The organism is Actinacidiphila rubida, assembly GCF_900110255.1.
Lineage (GTDB): Bacteria > Actinomycetota > Actinomycetes > Streptomycetales > Streptomycetaceae > Actinacidiphila > Actinacidiphila rubida.
In genome coordinates this window covers 1-21,608 of sequence record NZ_FODD01000003.1, presented here as the reverse complement: position 1 = coordinate 21,608, position 21,608 = coordinate 1, and the positions used below count along the sequence as shown (strand labels likewise).

The 21,608-nt window shown below is 74.4% G+C and carries 16 protein-coding genes and 1 tRNA gene; 9 read left to right on the top strand and 8 right to left on the bottom strand.

Features of this window, described 5'->3' with window-relative positions; genetic code table 11:
- Position 1: 1 nt before the first annotated feature.
- Complete coding sequence (locus tag BMW99_RS03225) at positions 2-1,396, top strand: PP2C family protein-serine/threonine phosphatase (protein ID WP_075016187.1); 1,395 nt, start codon at positions 2-4, stop codon at positions 1,394-1,396.
- 203 nt (positions 1,397-1,599) lie between these two features.
- Entirely contained in the window at positions 1,600-2,928 is a 1,329-nt protein-coding gene (locus BMW99_RS03220; RefSeq protein ID WP_069465861.1) for a vWA domain-containing protein, read from the top strand.
- A gap of 192 nt (positions 2,929-3,120) precedes the next feature.
- Here BMW99_RS03220 and BMW99_RS42865 read toward each other — a convergent pair whose 3' ends face one another.
- The gene (locus BMW99_RS42865; RefSeq protein WP_322899770.1) at positions 3,121-3,393 is read right to left on the bottom strand and encodes a hypothetical protein; all 273 of its coding nucleotides are present in this window, start codon (positions 3,391-3,393) and stop codon (positions 3,121-3,123) included.
- Here BMW99_RS42865 and BMW99_RS42860 point away from each other — a divergent pair.
- Both BMW99_RS42860 and BMW99_RS03210 read left to right on the top strand, forming a co-directional pair.
- Positions 3,383-4,081 (top strand): FHA domain-containing protein, encoded by a 699-nt coding sequence (locus BMW99_RS42860; protein ID WP_322899769.1) that lies wholly within the window; start codon positions 3,383-3,385, stop codon positions 4,079-4,081. The two genes, BMW99_RS42865 and BMW99_RS42860, sit on opposite strands and share 11 nt — an antisense overlap.
- Before the next feature lie 35 nt (positions 4,082-4,116).
- Positions 4,117-4,818: an MBL fold metallo-hydrolase gene (locus tag BMW99_RS03210; protein ID WP_069465859.1), complete on the top strand. Its 702-nt coding sequence runs from the start codon at positions 4,117-4,119 to the stop codon at positions 4,816-4,818.
- A gap of 28 nt (positions 4,819-4,846) precedes the next feature.
- Here BMW99_RS03210 and BMW99_RS03205 read toward each other — a convergent pair whose 3' ends face one another.
- The gene (locus BMW99_RS03205; protein WP_069465858.1) at positions 4,847-5,749 is read right to left on the bottom strand and encodes a methyltransferase domain-containing protein; all 903 of its coding nucleotides are present in this window, start codon (positions 5,747-5,749) and stop codon (positions 4,847-4,849) included.
- A gap of 73 nt (positions 5,750-5,822) precedes the next feature.
- Here BMW99_RS03205 and BMW99_RS03200 point away from each other — a divergent pair, with 73 nt between their 5' ends.
- The 4 genes from BMW99_RS03200 (at position 5,823) to BMW99_RS03185 (ending at position 13,756) form a co-directional block, all read left to right on the top strand.
- Positions 5,823-6,227, top strand: coding sequence for a globin (locus BMW99_RS03200; protein WP_069461959.1), 405 nt, complete (start codon positions 5,823-5,825; stop codon positions 6,225-6,227).
- A gap of 152 nt (positions 6,228-6,379) precedes the next feature.
- Positions 6,380-9,772, top strand: coding sequence for an FtsX-like permease family protein (locus BMW99_RS03195; protein ID WP_245791164.1), 3,393 nt, complete (start codon positions 6,380-6,382; stop codon positions 9,770-9,772).
- A 1-nt stretch (position 9,773) separates the two neighbouring features.
- On the top strand, positions 9,774-12,665 hold the full coding sequence (locus BMW99_RS03190) for an FtsX-like permease family protein (RefSeq protein WP_079138953.1): 2,892 nt from the start codon (positions 9,774-9,776) through the stop codon (positions 12,663-12,665).
- A complete protein-coding gene (locus BMW99_RS03185) occupies positions 12,662-13,756 on the top strand; it encodes an ABC transporter ATP-binding protein (RefSeq protein ID WP_079175905.1) in 1,095 nt (364 codons plus the stop codon). The genes BMW99_RS03190 and BMW99_RS03185 overlap by 4 nt, the downstream gene beginning before the upstream one ends.
- 74 nt (positions 13,757-13,830) lie before the next feature.
- Here the strand turns inward: BMW99_RS03185 and BMW99_RS03180 are convergent, their stop codons facing one another.
- From BMW99_RS03180 to BMW99_RS03155, 6 genes are all read right to left on the bottom strand, one after another.
- On the bottom strand, positions 13,831-14,550 hold the full coding sequence (locus BMW99_RS03180; RefSeq protein ID WP_069464393.1) for a hypothetical protein: 720 nt from the start codon (positions 14,548-14,550) through the stop codon (positions 13,831-13,833).
- On the bottom strand, positions 14,547-14,972 hold the full coding sequence (locus tag BMW99_RS03175; RefSeq protein WP_069464394.1) for an acyl-CoA thioesterase: 426 nt from the start codon (positions 14,970-14,972) through the stop codon (positions 14,547-14,549). Before BMW99_RS03175 ends, BMW99_RS03180 begins: the two co-directional genes overlap by 4 nt.
- Positions 14,972-16,636: an energy-dependent translational throttle protein EttA gene (gene ettA, locus BMW99_RS03170; protein WP_069464395.1), complete on the bottom strand. Its 1,665-nt coding sequence runs from the start codon at positions 16,634-16,636 to the stop codon at positions 14,972-14,974. The genes BMW99_RS03175 and ettA overlap by 1 nt, the downstream gene beginning before the upstream one ends.
- A 455-nt stretch (positions 16,637-17,091) precedes the next feature.
- Complete coding sequence (locus tag BMW99_RS03165) at positions 17,092-17,517, bottom strand: single-stranded DNA-binding protein (protein WP_079138551.1); 426 nt, start codon at positions 17,515-17,517, stop codon at positions 17,092-17,094.
- A 127-nt stretch (positions 17,518-17,644) separates the two neighbouring features.
- A complete protein-coding gene (locus BMW99_RS03160) occupies positions 17,645-19,498 on the bottom strand; it encodes a GTPase (RefSeq protein WP_245791163.1) in 1,854 nt (617 codons plus the stop codon).
- A 5-nt stretch (positions 19,499-19,503) separates the two neighbouring features.
- On the bottom strand, positions 19,504-21,144 hold the full coding sequence (locus BMW99_RS03155) for a dynamin family protein (protein WP_069464398.1): 1,641 nt from the start codon (positions 21,142-21,144) through the stop codon (positions 19,504-19,506).
- Between the two features lie 339 nt (positions 21,145-21,483).
- Here BMW99_RS03155 and BMW99_RS03150 point away from each other — a divergent pair.
- Positions 21,484-21,556 (top strand) — tRNA-Arg (locus tag BMW99_RS03150).
- Positions 21,557-21,608 lie beyond the last annotated feature (52 nt).

The window sequence follows — 21,608 nt, the reverse complement described above, 5'->3', positions numbered from 1 at the left end:
CATGCCACCACTGCCCGAGTCAGCGCCCTCCGCGGCCCCCGCGATCCCCGCGGCCTGCCCGGCGTGCGCCGAACCACTCGACGCCGAGGACCGCTTCTGCGGCCACTGCGGCCAGGACGTGACGGCCCCGCCGGCCGCCGCCCGCACCGCCGAGGCGCCGCCCGGCCCGCGGGGCGCGGCAGGCACCCCGCCCGGCGCGGCCCCCGGCGGGAGCGGCGCGGGAGAGGGCGACGGGCACGCCTCCGGCGGGTTCCGCATCGCCCCGCCGTCCGCCGGACCGGCCGCCGCCCCCGCGGTGCCGGCCGGACGCACGGCCGGCGCGGACGCCGGTGACGGCGCGCCCGGCGGCGACGGAGCCGGTGAGGGGGCCGCGGCCGATGAGGGGGCCGGCGACGGCGCCGAGGACACCCTCGTGCTCAGCGTGCCCAGCCGCCTGTCCGACCCGCGCGAGGAGGAACCGGCGGCGGCCGCGGACAGCGGCCCGGTGTGTGTCGCGTGCGGCCTCGGCGGCGTGGACGAGGACGGCTACTGCGAGCACTGCGGGCACGCCCAGCCGCGCCAGCGCGACCACCAGGAGAAGGAGCTGGAGGGCGTGGCCGCGGTCAGCGACCGCGGCCTGCGGCACCACCGCAACGAGGACGCGTTCGCCCTCGCGGCGGCCTCGCTGCCCGACGGCACCCCCGCGGTCTCCGCGGTGGTGTGCGACGGCGTGTCCACCGCGTACCGGCCGGACGACGCCTCCGCGGCCGCCTCGGCGGCCGGCAGCGACGCGCTGCTGGAGGCGCTGGAGCGGGGGGCGAGCGCGAACGACGCGATGCGTGGCGCGCTGATGGCGGCGTTCGACGCGGTGACCGCACTCGCCGACGAGGAGCCCGAGCCCGGCGGCCGGCCGCACCACAACGCCCCGGCCTGCACCTGCGTCAGCGCCGTGGTGACCGGGGACGTGTTCACCGTCGGCTGGATCGGCGACAGCCGCGCCTACTGGATCCCCGACGACCGCACGCGGCCGCCGTCGCGGCTCACCGAGGACGACTCGTGGGCGGCCCGGATGGTCTCCGCCGGGCTGATGTCGGAGGCGGAGGCCTACGCGGACGCGCGGGCCCACGCCATCACCGGGTGGCTCGGCGCGGACGCGGTGGAGGTCGATCCGCACGTCGCCGCGTTCCAGCCGGACGAGCCCGGGGTGATCCTGGTGTGCACCGACGGGCTGTGGAACTACGCGGAGTCGGCGGCGGAGATGGCCGAGGCCGTTCCCGCCGACGCCCGCGCCCGGCCGCTGCACAGCGCCCGCGCCCTGCTGGGCCTGGCGCTGGACGGCGGCGGCCACGACAACGTAACAGTCGCCGTGCTGCCGTTCCCGGCGGCCGTGTCGCGGGCAGGATCCCCCTCCGCCTGAACCGGCGGGGGAAGCCCGGGGAGGACCCGGGTGTCCGGAGGCCCGGGCACTCCGGACACCCGGACGCCCGGACGCGCGGACACCTGGACACCCGGAAGACCGGGGCGGTCCGGGAGCGGCCGGGCCCGCGGCGGCGCCGCGGACCGGAGCGGGGTCGGGGCAGCAGGTCAGGCAAGAGGGCTTCACGAGCACAGGGGTGGGCAATGCCGAGTCTTTCCAAGTCGAACGTTCCGCAGTTCAGCGTCGACGTCTACCAGAACGAGTTCCTGCCCGAGGGGGCCCGCGAGGTCAACGCCATCGTGACGGTCACCGCGACCGGCGGCGGCACGTCCGGCGGACGGCCGCTGGACGGCGCGCCGGGGACGAGCGCCGCGGTGGTCATCATGGTCGACTGCTCGGGCTCGATGGAGTACCCGCCGACGAAGATGCGCAACGCCCGCGACGCCACCGCCGCGGCGATCGACACCCTGCGCGACGGCGTGGCCTTCGCGGTGGTCGCCGGTACCCACCAGGCACGGGAGGTCTACCCGGCCGACGGCGGGCTGGCGACGGCCGATCCGGCGACGCGCGCGCAGGCCAAGCAGGCGCTGCGCAAGCTGACATCGGGCGGCGGCACCGCCATCGGCACCTGGCTCAAGCTCGCCGACCGGCTGCTGGCGACCGGCGACGTGGCGATACGGCACGGCATCCTGCTCACCGACGGCCGCAACGAGCACGAGAAGCCGGAGGAGTTGCAGGCCGCCCTGGCCGCCTGCGCGGGCCGCTTCACGTGCGACGCGCGCGGGGTCGGCACCGACTGGGAGGTCAAGGAACTCACCGGGATCGCGTCGGCGATGCTCGGCTCGGTCGACATCGTCGCCGATCCCGAGGGCCTGGCCGCGGACTTCCAGGCGATGATGGAGAACGCCATGGGCAAGGAGGTCGCGGACGTCGCGCTGCGCCTGTGGACCCCGCAGGGCTCGGAGATCGCCTACGTCAAGCAGGTGGCGCCGACCGTCGAGGACCTCACGGGCCGCCGCACCGAGGCCGGTCCGCGGGCCGGCGACTACCCGACCGGGTCGTGGGGCGACGAGTCCCGCGACTACCACGTGTGCGTGCGCGTGCCGGCCGCCGGCATCGGCCAGGAGATGCTGGCCGCCCGGGTGTCGCTGGTGCTGCCGCAGTCCGGCGGTGCCTCCGAGGTGCTGGCGCAGGGCCTGGTCCGGGCGGTGTGGACCGACGACATGGCCGCCTCCACCCGGATCAGCCCGCAGGTCGCGCACTACACGGGGCAGGCCGAACTCGCCCAGGTGATCCAGCAGGGACTGGAGGCGCGCAAGGCCGGCGACCTGGACAGCGCGACCGCGAAGCTGGGCCGCGCCGTGCAGTTGGCGAGCGCGTCGGGCAACGAGGACACGGCCAAGCTGCTCGCCAAGGTCGTCGACGTCGTCGACGCGGCGAGCGGTACTGTGCGGCTGAAGGCCAGGGTGGCCGACGCCGACGAGATGACCTTGGAGACGCGGTCGACGAAGACCGTACGCGTGAAGAAGTAGCCGACGGGTACATAGTGCTCGCGCACGACCTGTGGATCCGCCCCCGGTGGGCGGAGGGGGAGCCGGTGCCATGCCGATCTGTCCGAACGGACACCAGTCGGGAACCGACGACTGGTGCGAGGTCTGCGGGATGCGGATGACTCCGCCCCCGGCCTCGACCGCGTCGAGTCACGGTTCACACCAGCCGTCGTCCTACTCCTCGTCGTCGGTGTCGCCCGCGTCGGCGCCGCCGTCGTCGCCGCAGCCGCCCGGGTTCGCCCCGGACCTGACGGCCGCGGTCGAGGCGTGCCCGCGGTGCGGCACGCCCCGGGAGGGCGCGGCGCTGTTCTGCGAGGAGTGCCGGTACAACTTCCGGGCCCCGGCGGCCGCGTCGCCGCTCGGGCCGGTCCCGGCGCCGGGCCGCGGGATGCCGCCCGGCCCGGTGACGGGCGTGCCGACCGGTGCGCCCACGGGGGTGCCGCCCACCGCCCCGGGCTATCCGCCGTACCAGCGCCACGAGTCGCAGCGGTCCCGGCCCTCGCAGATCAACCGCCCGGCGGAGCCGGTGCCTTCGGAGTCGGTGACGCTGGCCGGGTCGGGCGACTTCCTGCTCGAACCACCCTCGGTGCCCGTGCCGCACCCGGGTCAGGCCGCCGGCCCCGCCGCGACCGCCGTCCCGTCCGCACCCGCCCCGGCGTCGTCCGCCACCGCCGTCTCCCCGGCGCCCTCCTCGGTGCCGACGGTCGTGCCGCAGCAGCCGGACCGCGGCACGTCGTGGACGGTGGTGGTCGCGGCGGACCGCGAGTACTTCACCGCGATGATGGCCCGCAGCGGTCCGGACGCGCAGGCCCTGTACTTCCCCGCGTTCTCGCCCGAGGTGCGACTGCCGCTGGACGGCCACCAGGTCACCATCGGCCGTCGCCGGCACAGCACCGGCGAGGCGCCGGACATCGACCTGTCCCGGGCACCCGAGGACCCGGGGGTGTCCCACCAGCACGCGGTGCTGGTGCGGCAGGCCGACGGCACCTGGTCGGTGGTGGACCAGGACTCCACCAACGGCACGACGGTCAACCTCGCGGAGGAGTCGATCCGGCCGTACACGCCGGTGCCGCTGGCCGAAGGCGACCGGGTGCACGTGGGCGCCTGGACGACGATCACCCTCATGCGGGCCTGACCGGGCCCGCGTTCCGGCCGGAAGGAGCCGATCCGATGGCAGAGCAGCCCGCGGTGCGCCGCCTGGACCTGGGCTGGTTCGTCCGGCCGGGCACGGAGACCGCCGGCGGGGCGCCACGCGTGGAACCGGCACTGGCCTACCTGGTGCGCCACGGCGGCGAGGTGCTGCTGTTCGACACCGGCATCGGCACCGCCGACGCCGGGACCGACGCGCACTACCGGCCCTTCCGGCGCCCGCTGTCCGAGGCGCTGGCCGCGGCCGGTCTCGCGCCCGGGGACGTGTCCGTGGTCGTCAACTGCCACCTGCACTTCGACCACATCGGCGGCAACCCGCTGTTCGCGGGCACCCCGATCCTCGTCCAGGCCGCGGAGATGGCGCTGGTGCGCGGCGGCGAGCACACCCCCGAGCACCTGGTGGACTTCCCCGGCGCCGCGTACGAGGAACTGTCCGGCGAGGCGGAGGTGCGGCCCGGCCTGTGGGTGGTGCCGACGCCCGGGCACACCGCGGGGCACCAGTCGCTGGTCGTCAGGCGGCCCGACGGCACGGTGGTCCTCGCCGGGCAGACCCACGCCACGGCCTCCGACTTCGCCGCGTCCCGGCTGGCGGCCACCGCGGTCGCCGAAGGCGCCCGCCCCCCGCTGCCGGAACCCGACGACTGGCCACGGCGGCTGCTGGAGTTCGACCCGAGGCGGGTGCTGTTCGCGCACGACGCGTCGGTGTGGGAGCCGACCCGCTGAGCGGTACGCACACCGCCGCACCGGCCGCTCAGCCGGTGATCTCCCAGGTGTCGGGGCCGCCGGGGTCGTCCAGCCACAGCCACTGCCGTTCCCGGTCCACGGTCATGCCGAACCGGCTGCGGTCCGGGTGCCGGCCGCCGAACAGCTCGTCGCCCAGGCGGCGGTGCGCGCTGCCGGCGGCCGCGCCGCGCAGCGACACGAAGAACGCGGGGGTGTGCAGGAAGCGGCCCTCCGCCCGCCCCGGTCCGAGCACCGTGAGCAGGACGAGTCCGGTCGCCAGCGGCGCGAGGACGAGCCCGCCGGGCCGGCACTGCTCCGTCCACGCCTCGGGGATCGACGGCAGCCCGCAGGTCGCCACGATCCGGTCGTAGGGCGCGCGGGCGGCGTGGCCGAGCGCCCCGTCGCCGGTGACGACGGCGACCGAGCGGGCCTCGGGCGTCCCGTAGGCGTCCAGGTGCGCACGGGCGGCACCGGTGATCACCTCGTCGATGTCGATGGTGGTGACGGTGCCGGTGTCCGGTCCGAGGCGGTACGCGAGCAGCGCCGCGTTGTACCCGGTGCCCGCGCCGATCTCCAGCACCCGCTGGCCGTCGTCCACCTCGAGGGCCTCGCACATCAGGGCCATCAGCGACGGCTGGCTGCTGGAGGAGACCAGCTCGCCGCCGACCACGTGCGTGGCGATCGGCCGGTCCGCGTAGGCGGAGGCCAGGAGCCGCAGCCCGCGGCGCGGATCGCCGTCGTCGGCCGGCGGCTCGTCCAGGCCGTAGCCGAGCACGAACAGGTGCCGCGGCACCTCGGCGAACGCCGCCCGCCAGGCCGGGTCGGTGAGCCCGCCGCCCGCGACGATCCTGCGCACCATCCGGGCGCGCAGGGCCCGCGCCGCCACCCGGTAGCGCTCGTCGTAACCGGCCTCGTAGGCAGCCCCGGCCATGGTTCCATCGTGCTCCCCGGGCCGGGGTCCTACGACCGGGGTCCTCGGCCGGGGCGTCTGCGACCATAGGGGGGTGACTGAGATCCCGCGCGGCGCGCTCCAGCAGCAGACGTTCTACGAGCTGGTGGGCGGCGAGGAGACCTTCCGCCGGCTGGTGCACCGCTTCTACCAGGGCGTGGCGGAGGACCCGGAGCTGCGGGCGATGTACCCGGAGGAGGACCTGGGCCCGGCCGAGGAGCGGCTGCGGCTGTTCCTCGTGCAGTACTGGGGCGGCCCGCGCACGTACAGCGACGAACGCGGGCACCCGCGGCTGCGCATGCGCCACGCGCCTTTCGCCGTGGACCGGGCCGCTCACGATGCGTGGCTGCGCCATATGCGTACCGCTGTCGACGAGTTGCAATTGCAGCCCGCTCACGAGCAGCAACTCTGGGACTACCTGGTGTATGCGGCCGCTTCGATGGTCAACACAGCGGGCTGACCTGGGATTTCCTCCCCGCAGACGGTTTTCTGCCGGACTGCGGGATTCCTTTTCGCCGTGCGGTCGGTCACGATCGCATTGCGACAATCTCCGCCATGGTTCAACAGTGCGCCCCCCTTTGAGAGCATCCGCTCAGTAACAGAACGGGGGGAATGCTGGTGACCGGCTTTGTCCTGCTGCGCGTGCGCGCGCACCGACTCCTGCTCGCCGCCGCCGCACTGACCGTGGTCCTCACCACCTGCGTGCTGGCCACCTTCACGGCGTTCACCGGCGCCATCGGCGACGCGGCGCTGCGCAGGACGCTCCAGCACCAGGCGGCCGACCGGGCGACCGTCGACGTGCGGGCGGACGTCTCCGGCACCGCGCCCGGCCCGCTGGACGCCGCCGTCCAGCGGCAACTGGCCGGATCGTTCGGCAGCCCGCCCGCGACGGTGCACCGCAGCACGCAGTCGGGACCGTACGGGCTGCCGTTCTCGCTGCGGGCCCCGGGCAGCGTCAAGAGCAGCGACCCCGACCTGACCCTGCTGGCGACCTTCGACCGGTCGCGCCTGACCCTGGTCTCCGGCTCCTGGCCGGCGCCCGCGGCCAAGGGCGCCACCGAGGTCGACGTGGCCGTGCCGCAGGTCGCCGCCGAGGCGCTGCGGACCACGCCCGGCACGTCCGTCACCCTGACCAACCGGCTGGGCGGCCCGCCGCTGCGGATCCACGTCACCGGCGTCTACAAGCCGACCGACAGCACCTCCCCGTACTGGCAGCTCGACCCGCTGAACGGGCGCGGGGTGCACACCGTCGCCTTCACCACCTACGGGCCGATGGTGGTGGACGGCGGCACGTTCACCTCGGGCCGCGTGGCGTCGGCCGCCATGGTCTGGCAGGCCGTGGGCGACTTCCGCCAGGCGTCCGCCGCGCGGATGGGCACGCTCGAGAACTCCGTGAAGCAGACGCTGGAGAACCTGCAGAACGCGCGGGCCACCGGTCAGGCGCAGTCCCAGAGCTCGCTGCCGGACCTGATCGACTCGCTGCGCCGCAGCATGCTGGTCACCCGCTCCACGCTGCTGATCGGCGCGCTGCAGCTGGTGATCCTGGCCGCGTTCGCCCTGCTGCTGGTCGCCCAGCTGCTGGCCGAGGAGCGCGCCGGTGAAACGTCGCTGCTGCGGGCCCGCGGCGGCTCCCGGGCCCGGGTGGGACGGCTCGCCACGATCGAGGCGCTGCTGCTGGCCGTGCCCGCGGCCCTCGTCGCCCCGCTGCTGGCCGGTCCGGTGACCCGCCTGCTGGCCGGGACGGGCGCGATGGCCCGCACCGGCGTCAGCCTGAACGGCGCCGGCGGCCCCGGGGCCTGGCTGGTCGCCGTGGTCGCCGCTCTGGCCTGCGCCTTCGCCGTCGTGGTGCCCGCGCTGCGGTCCGGGGGCGCCTTCGCGGTGCAGCGCGCGGCACGCTTCCGGCGCGGCGCCGTCCCCGGGGCGGTGCAGGCCGGCGGCGACGTCGCCCTGCTGCTGGTCGCCGGCATCGCGTTCTGGCAGCTGCACCGCAGGGCCTCCGGCGGCGGCGCCCTCAGCACGACCACCGGCGGCGGCCTCGGCATCGACCCGGTGCTGGTCGCCGCGCCGGCCCTGTGCCTGCTGGCCGGCACCGTGCTCGTGCTGCGGCTGCTGCCGGTGGTCGCCAAGCTCGGCGAGCGGCGGGCGGCCCGCGGCCGCGGCCTCGCGTGGCCGCTGGCCGGCTGGCAGCTGGCCCGCCGGCCCCGCCGCGGCGCGGGCGCCGCGCTGCTGCTGGTCCTGGCCGTCGCGATGGGCATGTTCGCGATCGGGCAGGGCGCGAGCTGGGACCGCTCGCAGCGCGACCAGGCCGACTTCGCGGTGGGCTCCGACATCCGGGTCACCGGCATGACCACCCCGCCCTTCGGGCAGGCCGGCATCTTCGCCTCGACGCCCGGGATCAAGGCCGCCACCCCCGCGACCCGCCAGGACCTGCTCCTCACCGAGCAGAGGCACGCCACCGCCCTCGCCGTCGACACCAAGTCGGCGGGCAGCACGATGCTGTTCCGCTCCGACCTGACGGGCGGACGCAAGGCGGCCGACCTGATGAAGCCGCTGCAGACCGCCACCAGCGGGACCGCCAGCGGCCCGATGGTGCCGGGCACCACCCGCGACATCACGTTCACCGCGACGCTGACAGCGCTGGGGAAGGCCGACGGCCGGCCGGACGCCACGGCGACGCCCGCCGCCATCGTGGCCAACCTGACCGACGCCTGGGGCGTCGACTACCCCTTCAGCGCCGGCCAGCTTCCGGCGGACGGCAGGCCGCACCGGCTCGTCCTGTCGCTGGCCGCCCAGTCCGGCAGCCAGGGCTCCCCCTCCGGATCGCTCCAGCTGACCGGCATCGACATGGCCTATGCCGTGCCCCAGCAGGCCGACAAGGGCCGGCTGACCATCTCCGCCGTGCAGACCACCGACCGGAACGGCAGCACGAAAATGCTGCGGATGCCCGCCCGTTCGTCCTGGTCGTCGTTCGCCGCCTACGACAACGAGGCCACCAACACGCTGCCGGGGGTCGTGAACCCCGCGGCGACCGACCCCGATTTCAGCGGCGGCCCGGTGATGACCGTGGACTACACCACCGGTTCCGAGATCAACATCCCGCAGCCCTACGGCGAGACGCCGGGCATCACCCTGCGGCTGCGGACGGACCACTCCGGCCCGCTGCCGGCGCTGGCCGGCATCGCCACCGACTCCTACCTCAATGCGGTCGGCGCGAAGGTCGGGAACCAGGTGAACGTGCAGATCAACCAGATCGTCATACCGGTGCGGATCACGGCTGCGGTCAAGGAGATGCCCGCCACGGGCAACGACCCCACGTTCTCCGACGCCCCGGCGACCGGCGCCTCCGTCGACACGGTCACGCAGGCCAAGGACGCCGGGGCGCTGCTGCTCGACCTGCGGGCCCTCGACCAGGTGCTGCAGGCGAACGACGCCCGCCCCCTGACGCCCTCCGAGTGGTGGCTGGCGACCGCGCCCGGCGACAGCGCGAAGGTGGCGGCGGCGCTCCGGAGCCGCACCGACGTCGACACCGTGCTGGTGCGCGAGGAGTCCGCGGACGAGCTGCGCGGCGACCCGCTGGGCGCCGGCCCGCAGTCGGCGCTGCCCGCGGCGGTGATCGCGGCGGCCGTGCTCGCCGCGGTCGGCTTCGCCGTCGCGTCGGTGGGCGCGATCCGCGAGCGCAACGGGGAGTTCGCGGTGCTGCGGGCCCTGGGCGCGCCGCGCCGCAGACTGGCCCGGATGATCGCCGCGGAACAGGGGCTCCTGGTGCTCGTCTCGCTGATCGTCGGGGTGGTGCTGGGTGCTTTGCTGACGCAGTTGGTGACGCCGCTGATCGTGCTGACCACGCAGGCCACCCGGCCGGTGCCCGAACTGCGGGTGTCGATGCCGGTCGGGCCGCTGGCCGAGCTGCTCGGGGTGGTGCTGGTGGTGCCGCTGCTGGTGGTGGTGGCCACCGCGCTGCGGCGCGGCGATCCGGCGTCGGCGCTGCGGCGCCAGGGGGAGGACTGAGATGGCGGACGAGCAGAACGCGGAGCGGGGCGGCGTGGAGGCAGGAGCCGGGCAGACCGGCGGCCCGGAGCCCGAGGGGCCGGAGACGGCCGGCCGGACGGGCGGTGGCCGGGCGGACGGCGCGTCGGGGCCGGAGGCGCGGGACGGGCTGGACTGGGTGCGGGTCAGGCTCCGGTCGGCGCCGGCCGCGGCGGTCGCGACCGGCCTGCTGGTGCTGGTGACCGCGTTCCTGGCGGCGGCACTCCCGCGCGCGGTCGACCGCTACGAGGACACCGCGCTGCGCCGGGCCGTGCAGAGCGCGCCCGTGCACACGCGCGGCATCTCGGTGATGGACGACTGGTCCGCCACGGCCATGGACGGATCGCAGCCCCCGTCGATCGACCGGATGCAGATGGTCGAGGACGAGTTCCAGAAGCTCGTCGCACCCCCGCTGCGGCTGCTGAAGGGCCAGGCCGTGGTCGGCATGCGCCAGGCCAGGGAGGTCGACGTCCCCGACCCGCAGATCCCGCGCATGTCGGAGCACCTCCCGGCCGCGTCCCTGGTCTGGCAGCAGCACCTGGACGACCACGTGCGGATCGTCTCCGGGCGGCTGCCGCGCCAGGTGCACTCGCGCAACGGGCAGGCCGTCGAGGGCGTCGTGACCCAGAAGATCGCGCAGGTCTTGCACATCAGGGTCGGCCAGGTCGTGCACCTGAACGGCGTCCCGCCGACCAACGTCGCGGTGACCGTCGTCGGCATCGTCGCGCCGCGCGACCCGGCCGCCGCGTACTGGAACGAGGACAACGACCTGCAGCGCCCGCTGGTCTCGGTGCCGCCGGTCCCGCCCGGCGACGATGCGAAGCCCTACTGGCACTTCACCGTGCTGGTGGACATCTCGGCGATGCTGAGCGTCCCGGTGCTCGACCAGAGCGTCACCATGTACTGGCACCACCCCCTGGACACGGGCGCGCTGGCCGCGCACCAGGTCCCCGCGCTGCAGCGCGAGCTGGCCTCGTTCGACAGCGGGCCGGTCGCGGTCACCCTGCAGAACAGGACCCAGTCGATGGCGCACATCGAGGGCAACATCGGCTCACTGCTGGACGACTTCAGCGCCGCACGCACGGCCGCGTGGCCGCTGGTGCTGATCGCCACCATCGGCGTCGGCACCACGGCGTTCGCGGTGCTGCTGATGGCCGGCGGCCTGGCCGCCGAGCGGCGGCGGCCCGAGATCGCGCTGATGCGTTCGCGCGGCGGCTCGCTGCGCGGGATAGCGCGGCGGCTCGCCGGGGAGACCACGGCGGCCGCACTGCCCGGCGGGGTCCTCGGGATCGCGCTCGCCCTGCTGGTCCTGCCCACCCAGCGCTGGACGATGTCGGTGTTCCTGGGCGCGCTGGTCACGGTGATCGCCGTGGTGGCGCTGCCGCTGCGGGGCGCCTGGGCGGCCCGGCGGCCCCGGCCGGCCGAGCGCGAGGACATCGCCGCGGCCCGTCCCTCCCGCCGCCGGCTGGTCGCCGAACTGACCGTCACCGTGCTGGTGGTGGGCGCGGTGGTGGCCCTGCGGCAGCGCGGCACCGGTCACGGCACGGACCCGTTCCTGGCCGCCGCGCCGGTCCTGGTCGCGGTGGCCGCGGCCCTGGTGCTGCTGCGGGTCTATCCGCTGCCGCTGCGGCTGCTGGCCCGCCCGGCCTCGCGGCTGACCGGAGCGGTGACCCATCTGGGCCTGGCCCGGGCGGGCCGCACGCCGTCGACCAACCAACTGCCCCTGCTGGCCCTGCTGGTAGCCCTGACCGTCGCCTCGTTCGGCGGTTCGGTGCTCGCCGGCATCGACCACGGGCGGGACCGTGCGGCGACCGCCACGGTCGGCGCCGACGCGCGGATCGACGCCGCGACCGCGCTGCCCCAGCAGCTTCCGGGCCAGGTGAAGAAGGTGCCGGGCGTCGGGCACGTGGTGACCGCGCGGGTCGAACCCAACGGGCCCAACACGCAGTTCCCCATGCCGTACTCACTGGTGATCGTCGCCCCGGCCGACTACGCGGCGCTCACCCGGGAGATCGGGCTGCCCGCGTTCCCGGCCTCGGTGTACAGCGGCTGGCACGGCACGGGACCGCTGCCCGCGGTGCTGTCGACGAAGATGGCGCAGGCCCTGGGCCACGACACCGCGCCCATCTCCGCCGGCGTCGGGGAGATCCAGGTGCGCCGCGCGGGCACGCTGCCGACCACCCCGGCCGCGCCGGGTGACAACTTCGTCATCGTGTCGTCCGCCCAACTGGCCGCCGTCCACCCGGACATGGCCGCGTTCCACCAGTACCTGGGCGCGACGACACTGCTCGCGATGGACGCGCCGGGCCGGCACATCGACGCCGCGGCGCTGCACCGGACGGCCAGCCACAGCACCGCGTACGTGACGGTGCTGACCCGCGGCGAGCAGCGGGCCGCGATGACCGACAGCGCCCTCCAGCACGGCGCCCGCACCATCTACCTGTGGGCGGTCGCGGCCGGGGCCCTGTACAGCGCGCTGGCCCTGCTGCTGTCGCTGCTGCAGGCGGCGCCGCAGCGGGCCACGCTGCTGGCCAGGCTGCGCACGATGGGCATGACGAAGCGGCAGTCGCGGCGGCTGGTGCTGCTGGAGATGCTGCCGCAGGCACTGCTGGCCGCGATCGGCGGCGTCCTCGTCGGCCTGGCGGTGATACCGCTGCTGGGGCCGGGCGTGGACCTGCGGTCGCTGACCTTCGGGACCGGGCCGCAGTCCCTGGCCCCGGTCGACTTCGGACTCGGCCTGCACGCCGACGTGTGGTCGCTGGCCCTGCCGTCGGCCGGACTGGTGGTACTGGCCTGCGTGGTGCTGCTGGCGCAGGCGTGGGTGAGCGGGCGACGGCGAGAGAGCCAGGAACTGAGAGCGGGGGACCGGACATGAGCGGCGAGGTTGGCGAGGACACGGTGCGGCAGGGTACGGACGAGGCGGCCGCCGCGAGCGGCGGTGCGAGCGGCACCACCGGTGCCGACGGCGCGACGAGCGTGCGCGACGGCGGCGGAGTGCGGAGCCTGGCGGAGCTGGAGCGGGAGGTCACCGCGCGCCGCCGGGGGCCCGCGTACGGCGAGGACGCGCTGATCACCTGCGACCGGCTGGTACGCATCTTCACCGCGGACGGCGTCGAGGTGCAGGCCCTGCAGGGCCTCGACCTGCTGGTCGGCAAGGGCGAGCTGATGGCGCTGGTCGGGGCGTCGGGCAGCGGGAAGTCCACGCTGCTCAACATCCTCGCCGGGCTGGACGTCCCCACCGCCGGCGCGGCCTCCGTCGGCGGCTACGACCTGCTCACCATGGACGCCGGCTCCCGGCTGCGCTACCGGCGCGACGTCGTCGGCTTCGTGTGGCAGCAGACCGCCCGCAACCTGCTGCCCTATCTGACCGCGGCCCAGAACGTGATCCTGCCCATGCAGCTCGCCGGGCGCCGGGGCGGCTTCCGTGCCAAGCGGCAGCGTGCCGCCCGCGCCACCGAGCTGCTGGACATGCTCGGCGTCGGCTACTGCCACGACCGGAGCCCCGGGCAGATGTCCGGCGGCGAGCAGCAGCGCGCGGCGATCGCGGTCGCCCTCGCCAACAACCCCTCGGTGATCCTCGCCGACGAGCCGACCGGCGAGCTGGACTCCGCGACCGGCGAGCAGGTCTTCGCCTCGTTCCGCACCGCCAACGAGGAGCTGGGCACCACCGTCGTGGTCGTCACGCACGACCACGCCGTCGCCAACGCGGTGCGCCGCACGGTCGCCATCCGTGACGGCCGCACCGCCTCCGAGGTCGTCCGCCACACCGAGGTCGACGAGCACGGCCAGGAGTCGGTGGTCGCCCGCGAGTACGCCACCGTCGACCGTGCCGGGCGCCTGCAGCTCCCCCGCGACTACACCGACGCCCTCGACATCCGCACCCGCGTACTGCTGGAGCTGGAGTCCGACCACATCGGCGTGTGGCCCGACCGCCCCGGCGAGGCCAAGCCCGAACAGCGGGACTGACCCGCCAAGGGACCGGTCCGGGCGCCGCACGGCCGCCCGGGCCGGCGCCGGCGTCAGGGCCCCGGTCAGCCCGACTACGACCGCGGGGAGACCGTCAGCCCCGACGCGGCCGACGCGCTGCGCATCGCGACCGACCCGTAGCCGGTGCGCAGCCGCAGCCACGGCCCGGCGGACAGCACGGCGATCCGCTCGCCGGCCGCCTCCGCCACGGCTCCCGGCTGGAGGAAGCCGAGCGCGTGCGCGGCGTGCACCATCCGCAGCGTGACCCCGCGGACGGGACCGGGCAGCGGCCTCGTCCACAACTCCTCGGCGAGCGCGTCCATCTCGGCCCGGGTCCGCTGGTGCGGGACGAGCTCCTCGGAACGCGAGCGGAACTCGGCGACCGTGCGCGCCGCCGCCTCCCGGACCGCCCCGGGTTCCAGTACGGCCTCGCGGTGCCAGCCGCCGCGCGGTGGCAGCAGCCCCGCCCAGGCCGGTCCGGTGACCGACGCGGGGACGGCGAACTCCGCGCTCCGCCCGGTCGTGCCCAGCCCCTCCAGCAGCTCCCCCGCCGACACCGTCGCGTCGACCGGGGCCGCCACCGCCGGGCCGCCCAGCGCGAGACTCTGCACCGCGAGCACCCCGCCGAACGGCGGGTGCCCGAACACTCCCAGCGCCGGCTCGCCCTCGGCCGAACGCAACCGCACCACCGCGGTCTTGTCCCACCGGACCAATCGCCCGAGGAACGCCGCCAGCCGGCCTTCCACGGCCTGGACGGCGCCGGGATCCCCGGCGAGCCCCAGCCGCACCGTCATGCGGCCACGACCCCTTCGTCGTCCCGGTACTTCTCCAGGAACTCCCGCTCCTCCGCGCTGATCCGCCGCGGCCGCTGCTGTGCGAGGTTGTACGGCACCACGACCGTCGACGCCTTCGCGTAGAGGACGTCCTCGTCCTTGACCTCGTAGCGGACGGTCATGGACGCGACACTGATGTCCGTCACCCACGTCTCGATGACCACCGGCTCGTGCCGGTGGACCAGCGGGCGCAGGTAGTCGATCTCGTGCCGGGCCACCACCGAACCACCGGTGAAGGACGCGTCCCCCTCCCCCGGCGCCAGGCGGAACATGAAGTCGATCCGCGCCTCCTCCAGGTACCGGAGGAAGGCCACGTTGTTGACGTGCCCGTAGGCATCCATGTCCGCCCAGCGCAGGGGGCAGCGGAAGACGTGGCGTGCCATCAGCCGCGGGTCAGCTTCTTGTAGGTGGCGCGGTGCGGCCGGGCGGCGTCCGCTCCGAGCCGCTCCACCTTGTTCTTCTCGTAGGACTCGAAGTTGCCCTCGAACCAGAACCACTTGGAGTCGCCCTCGTACGCGAGGATGTGCGTGGCGACCCGGTCCAGGAACCAGCGGTCGTGGGAGACGACCACGGCCGCACCCGGGAACTCCAGCAGCGCGTTCTCCAGCGACGACAGCGTCTCGACGTCGAGGTCGTTGGTCGGCTCGTCGAGGAGCAGCAGATTGCCGCCCTGCTTGAGCGTCAGCGCCAGGTTGAGCCGGTTGCGCTCACCGCCGGAGAGCACTCCGGCCGGCTTCTGCTGGTCCGGGCCCTTGAAGCCGAACGCCGACACGTACGCCCGGGACGGCATCTCGACCTGACCGACGTTGATGTAGTCCAGCTCGTCGGAGACGACGGCCCACAGCGTCTTCTTCGGGTCGATGTTGGCGCGCCCCTGGTCGACGTAGGAGATCTTGACCGTCTCGCCGACCCTGATGGTGCCGGAGTCCGGCTGCTCCAGGCCCTGCAGCATCTTGAACAGGGTGGTCTTGCCGGCTCCGTTGGGGCCGATGACGCCCACGATGCCGTTGCGCGGCAGCGTGAACGACAGGTCGTCGATCAGGACCTTCTCGCCGAACGCCTTCGACAGGTGCTCGACCTCGACGACGACCGAGCCCAGGCGCGGGCCCGGCGGGATCTGGATCTCCTCGAAGTCCAGCTTCCGCATCTTGTCGGCCTCTGCGGCCATCTCCTCGTAGCGGGCCAGTCGCGCCTTCGACTTGGCCTGCCGCCCCTTGGCGTTGGAGCGGACCCACTCCAGCTCCTCCTTGAGGCGCTTCTGCCGCTTGGCGTCCTTCTGCCCCTCGACCTTCAGACGGGACGCCTTGTTCTCCAGGTAGGTGGAGTAGTTGCCCTCGTAGGGGATCGCACGGCCGCGGTCGAGCTCGAGGATCCACTCCGCCACGTTGTCCAGGAAGTACCGGTCGTGGGTGACGGCGACGACGGTGCCCGGGTACTTCGCCAGGTGCTGCTCCAGCCACTGCACGGACTCGGCGTCCAGGTGGTTGGTGGGCTCGTCCAGCAGCAGCAGGTCCGGCGCCTCCAGCAGCAGCTTGCACAGCGCCACGCGGCGCCGCTCGCCACCGGAGAGGTTGGTGACCTGCCAGTCCCCGGGCGGGCAGCCCAGGGCGTCCATGGCCTGCTCCAGCTGGGCGTCCAGGTCCCAGGCGTTGGAGTGGTCCAGCTGCTCCTGGAGCTTGCCCATCTCGTCGAGGAGCTCGTCGGAGTAGTCGGTCGCCATCAGCTCGGCGATCTCGTTGAAGCGGTCCAGCTTCGCCTTGGTCTCCGCGACACCGTCCTGCACGTTCTCCAGCACGGTCTTGGACTCGTCGAGCGGCGGCTCCTGCAGCAGCATCCCGACGCTGTACCCGGGCGACAGGAACGCGTCGCCGTTCGACGGCTGCTCCAGGCCGGCCATGATCTTGAGCACGGTGGACTTACCGGCGCCGTTGGGGCCCACCACACCGATCTTCGCACCGGGCAGGAAGCTCAGCGTCACATCATCGAGGATGACCTTGTCGCCGTGCGCCTTGCGCGTCTTGCGCATCGTGTAGATGTACTCAGCCAAGAGAAACCGTCCGGCATTCGAGAGGGGCCAATGTGCGGCTCCGCCGTGTGAGGGCAGATACACCCCATCTTGCCGTACGTCCACCCATGGGGGCGAATGGGTACTCCAGCGGCCCGCCCCAGGCTCCTGGCCTGCACTGACCCGCGCTCCCTCGCCGCGCCGCCGGTGACCGGCCCTCGTCGCCGGTCGTCATTGGTCGTCATTGGTCGCCGTTCGTCGCCATTGGTCGCCGTCAGGCTCCTCGATCATCCCCGCACGGCCCGGAGACGGCCCCGAGACGGCCCAGCAGGTGCCTACGCGCCCTCCTCGTCGTCCAAGCCGAAGCTCTCGGGAACCGCGAGCATGGCGGGCCGGAACGTCGGATCGCTCGCAGCTCGGCGACGATGTCCGCCAGGTACGACGCTGCCCGGCGGAATTCGGCCCGCCCGGTGAGCGCCTGCCCGCGTCCCCCCGGGTCACGGCACCGCTGTGGGCTGCGGCGGCGCGGGGGCTCCTGACTGCCGGCGTGGCGCCGCAGGGTTGGAGTGGGTGCGGGTGAACCGGGCCACGCCGCGCGACAGGTCGTGGCCGAGGGACTGCGCGTCGATCTCCGCGGACACGAAGCGGCGCCCCTCCACCTCCTCCTCCCGGATCCTCAATCTGCCCTGGACCACGAGGGGTTCGCCCAGGCAGACCGAATCCTTGATGTTCCCCGCGAGCGCGCGCCACGCGCGCACGGTGTAGAAGCTGGTGGGGCCGTCCGTCCAGGCGCCGCGCTCGGCGTCGAAGCGGCGCGTGGTGGTCGCCAGCCGGAACCGCGTGACGCTCACACCCGTGGCCGTCACCTGCGTCTCGGGCTCGGTGGCGACATTCCCCACGACGGTCAGCAAGGTCTCGTTCATCGCACTGTCCTCCTCCATCACCCGCGGTCCCGTGCGGACCGCGTTGAGGACATCGTGCTCGAATTCCGGCCTTCATGGAGAAATCGGCTGGAATCTGTGGATAACCGCGAGATTGTGGATATCTTCGTCACTCGTGTGAGTGGCGACGCGGTCCTGGAGCGGCTCCGGCGACGACCGCGTACTGCTCGCGGACCTCGCGGTACCGCATCAACTCGGCCGCGACCGGTTCGAGGACGCGTGCCCGCCCGCAGTCCGCGGCGGCGTCCCGCAGCCGCCGCTCGACGGCCTGGCCGTACCGCCGGGCCGGCCCGCGGGCAGCCAGCAGGCAGGCCGCCGAGACCAGCGGGCCGCCGGCCGCTCCGGCGGCGATCATGGCCAGGGGCAGCCACCACGCCCAGCCGAGCGAGCCGGTGAGCACCGCGACCAGGCAGACCGTGCCGGTGAGAACCAGAGTCATCAGCAGCCACTGCACTCCCGCGGCGGCCGACCACCAGCCCGGCCGCTCGGGACCGCCCGGCCGGGCCCGTTCGAGCGCGGTGTCGAGCGCGTCCGGCAGTTCCTCGCCGCCGCGCCGCGCGGCCTCCCGGACGGCCTGGGCCCACGGCGCCGGGAGCCCGCGGGCGGCGTCGGCGGCGAGGCAGCGCACGGCCTCGTCCACGGCGGACCTGGAGGCGCGGGACCCGGCGGGCCGCGGGCGGCGGGCCGGGGGGCCGGCGGCCGTTCGGGCGGCCGGCGGCCGGGCCGCCGGCGCCCTCATCACTCGAACGCGTGAACCAGGCGTTTTCCGGCCGAATCGGGAACAGCCCTGGCTGCCCGCCCGTTCCCCGATCATCCGAGTCCACGGTGTGCCGCACGCGTCCCGGGCGGCACGTCCCCATTCCCTTTCCGCCGACTGACCGGCTCCCGAGGCGCCCACCGCGTCGCCGAGCCGGTCGATGAACTCCTCCCGCGCCGGATCGGTGAGCCCGGCGCCGCCTTCGCCGACGTAGAGCGGATGGAGCGTGCTCGCCGCGTGGTCCATGTCCGCCGCCAGCCGCCGCCCCGACGCGGCGCGCTCGGCGGTCATCTGGGCCAGCGTGGCGCGCAGGTCCGGCAGGCCCTGCCCGGTGAGAGCGGAGGCGGCGAGCACGACGGCCCCGGCCTCTCCGTGCTCGCCGACCGCGAGCCCGTCCTCGTCGAGCAGCCGCCTCAGGTCGTCGAGGACCAGATCGGCCGCGTCGCCGGGCAGCCGGTCGACCTGGTTGAGCAGCAGCACGGTCACGTCGGCGTGCCCCGCCAGGGGCCGCAGATAGCGCTCGTGCAGAGCGGCATCGGCGTACTTCTCCGGGTCCAGCACCCACACGACGACGTCCACCAGCCGCAGCAGGCGGTCCACCTGCTCGCGGTGCCCCGTCGCGGCGGAGTCGTGGTCGGGGAGGTCGACGAGCACCAGCCCTTCGAGGCTTCGCTCCTTGGCGTCGCCGGGATCCTCACCGGTCCCCGCCTCGTCGCCAACTGAACAGTGTGCAGGGCCCCGAGAAGCCCCGACCGCCCCGCCGGGGGCCGCCTGCACGGGGAAGTCCCATCCCGTGTGGCGGTCCTCGGGCGCGATGCCCAGGCGGTCCAGCAGTCCGGTGGCCCGCTCCGGTCCCCAGGTGCAGGCGATCGGGCGGGCGGTGGTCGGGCGGCGTACGCCGGTGCGGGAGAGTTCCCGTCCGACGAGCGCGTTGAAGAGGGTCGACTTGCCGCCCCCGGTCGCACCGGCCAGGGCCACCACGGTGTGGTGGGGGGACAGCCGCCGGCGTTCCCCGACGCGGGCCAGCAGTTCGGTCGGCTCGGCCAGCGCGTCCGGGCTGACGCGGGTCCGCGACAGGCCGAGGAGTTCGCCGAGCGCGCCGATCCGCTCGCCCAGCGGGTCGGCGTCGCCGCGGGTGGCAACGCCGGAGCGGACGACGGCGGCCGATGCGGCGTGGGCCGCCTGGGACGGTCGGGTGGTGGCCAACCCGATCACCTCTCCTTCTGCAGTACGGACAAGGTGGCGATCAGTGCGGACTGCTGGGCCGGAGTGACGTCGTTGCGGTCGACGGGTGCCAGCCGCCGCTCGCGCTCGCCACCCATCAGGGCGGCGACGGCGTCGTCGAGCCGGTCCCGCGCGGTGTCGCACAGCGACAGCGCGGACTGCGCGCCCACCGTCTCGGCGAGCTGCTCGCCGGCGGCGCGTCCCGCCCGGCCGCCGAGCACCACGGTGACGAGCAGGGCGGTGACGTCCTCGGGGTCGGCGGGCGGCCGTTCGGCCGCGCGCAGGGCGCGAACCTCGGCGTAGGCGAGGTCCGCGAGGGTCTGGCGCCAGCGCCGCACCCCCTTGTCGATGCGGGCGGCGACGGCCACGCGGTCGCGGTCGGGGCGGGTGTCGGGCGCTTCGAGGAGCGCCGTCCCGGTGGGATCGCGCCGCCAGGCCTCGGCGATCCGCTCATCGGCAGCGTCGGTCTCGGTCCGCAGCAGCGCGGCGAGTTCGTCGGTGAGGGTGCGCTGCAGCGCCTCGGGCCCGCAGGCCGGATAGCCCTGCCAGTGAGCGAGGGCTTCGCCTGCCAGCAGGTGGCCGGTGCGGATCGCCGTGTCGATGGTGTCGGCGGCCGACTGGTAGGCGTCTTCAGCCGCACGGGCCAGTCGTACGGCGGCGGCGTGCTGGGCCGCCGAGGCGCCGGCGAGCGAGGCCAGCCGGCGGCGCAGCGAGTCCAGGGTGCCGACCGCGGTGCGGCGGGCCGCCTGCTGCCGGGCGGCCGGGTCTTCCGCGCAGTGGGCCAGCCAGGCGCGCAGCGGGGCGACGGTGGTCTGCGGCAGGAGTCCGCCGCCGCCGGCCGACTCGGGGAGTTCCGGGACGGTGAAGCGGGGGACGTCGCCGAGTCCGGCCTTGGCCAGGAGCGCGGCGTAGTGGCCGCCGACGTCGTCGGCGATCTGGTGCGGGACGCGGTCGAGCACGGTGGCGAGTGTGACGTCGTGGTCCCGGGCGGTGCGCAGCAGGTGCCAGGGCACGGCGTCGGCGTAGCGGGCCGAGGTGGTGACCAGGATCCAGATGTCGGCGGCGCAGATGAGCTCGGCGGCCATCTCCCGGTTGCGGGTGACGAGGGAGTCGATGTCGGGGGCGTCGAGGAGCGCGAGGCCCCGGGGCAGGGAGTCGTCGGTCTCCAGCCGCAGTTCGGCCGGCCGTCCCTCCGCGGCCGCGGAGCGCTCGGTCTCGGCCCGGTCGGGGCCGTCCTCGTCGGCGCGGGTGCGCTGCCTGACGGACCAGGTGCGCGTGAGCCGCGGCAGCACCCGGGGGTCGGCGAACCAGGCGCGGTCCTCGGGGTGGCAGACGAGGACGGGGATGCGGGTGGTGGGCCGCAGCACCCCGGAGGCGCTGACGCGGCGTCCGATGATGGAGTTGACGAGCGTGGACTTGCCGGCGCCGGTGGAGCCGCCGACGACGGCCAGCAGCGGCGCCTCCGGGGACTTGAGCCGGGGGACCAGATAGTCGTCGAGCTGGGTGAGAAGCTCCTGCCGGGTGCGGCGGGCCCGGGCCGCTCCGGGCAGTGGGAAGGGGAAACGCGCGGCGTCGACACGGTCACGCAGAGCGGACAGCGCGTCGATCAGTTCGGGCCGTACGTCCAAGATCACCACAATGGCAGAATGCCGCACTACGCGGAACATTTGAAGCGTATTCGTGGCAATTTGCCCTATTCGGCCCGCTAGGGCTCCCCGTGTGACGTACGGGAGGCAGGGGACAGAATGAGCCACCGGCATAACGACTGCACAACAGCAGGATTTCGACCCGTCAAAAGCGGTGCACCTTTTGGCCTTGCCTGCGATTATCGGACCGCTTCACCGAACCTCCACAAGCGTTCACGCGAGTGAAGCGCCCGGCAGCATGCCTGCGACGCCCTATCCTTGACCCCGCGATACGAGGTCACGGAACCACCCAGGGGCGGAGACAGCCGCGGCCACTGTCCGGCCCCCGTAGCTCAGTGGATAGAGCAGGCGCCTTCTAAGCGCTTGGCCGCAGGTTCGAGTCCTGCCGGGGGCACAACCACGTCCCTACCTGGGCAGCATCCCCCCCGCCCCGTCGGGTCCACGTA

What these genes read in the sequence shown, in the direction of transcription:
- BMW99_RS03185 (WP_079175905.1), top strand. Translation starts at nt 12,662, where the DNA reads ATGAGCGGCGAGGTTGGCGAGGACACGGTGCGGCAGGGTACGGACGAG.
- BMW99_RS03190 (WP_079138953.1), top strand. Translation starts at nt 9,774, where the DNA reads ATGGCGGACGAGCAGAACGCGGAGCGGGGCGGCGTGGAGGCAGGAGCC.
- BMW99_RS03220 (WP_069465861.1), top strand. Translation starts at nt 1,600, where the DNA reads ATGCCGAGTCTTTCCAAGTCGAACGTTCCGCAGTTCAGCGTCGACGTC.
- BMW99_RS03165 (WP_079138551.1), bottom strand. Translation starts at nt 17,517, where the DNA reads ATGAACGAGACCTTGCTGACCGTCGTGGGGAATGTCGCCACCGAGCCC.
- BMW99_RS03210 (WP_069465859.1), top strand. Translation starts at nt 4,117, where the DNA reads ATGGCAGAGCAGCCCGCGGTGCGCCGCCTGGACCTGGGCTGGTTCGTC.
- BMW99_RS03175 (WP_069464394.1), bottom strand. Translation starts at nt 14,972, where the DNA reads ATGGCACGCCACGTCTTCCGCTGCCCCCTGCGCTGGGCGGACATGGAT.
- BMW99_RS03205 (WP_069465858.1), bottom strand. Translation starts at nt 5,749, where the DNA reads ATGGCCGGGGCTGCCTACGAGGCCGGTTACGACGAGCGCTACCGGGTG.
- BMW99_RS03225 (WP_075016187.1), top strand. Translation starts at nt 2, where the DNA reads ATGCCACCACTGCCCGAGTCAGCGCCCTCCGCGGCCCCCGCGATCCCC.
- BMW99_RS03180 (WP_069464393.1), bottom strand. Translation starts at nt 14,550, where the DNA reads ATGACGGTGCGGCTGGGGCTCGCCGGGGATCCCGGCGCCGTCCAGGCC.
- BMW99_RS03195 (WP_245791164.1), top strand. Translation starts at nt 6,380, where the DNA reads ATGCTGGTGACCGGCTTTGTCCTGCTGCGCGTGCGCGCGCACCGACTC.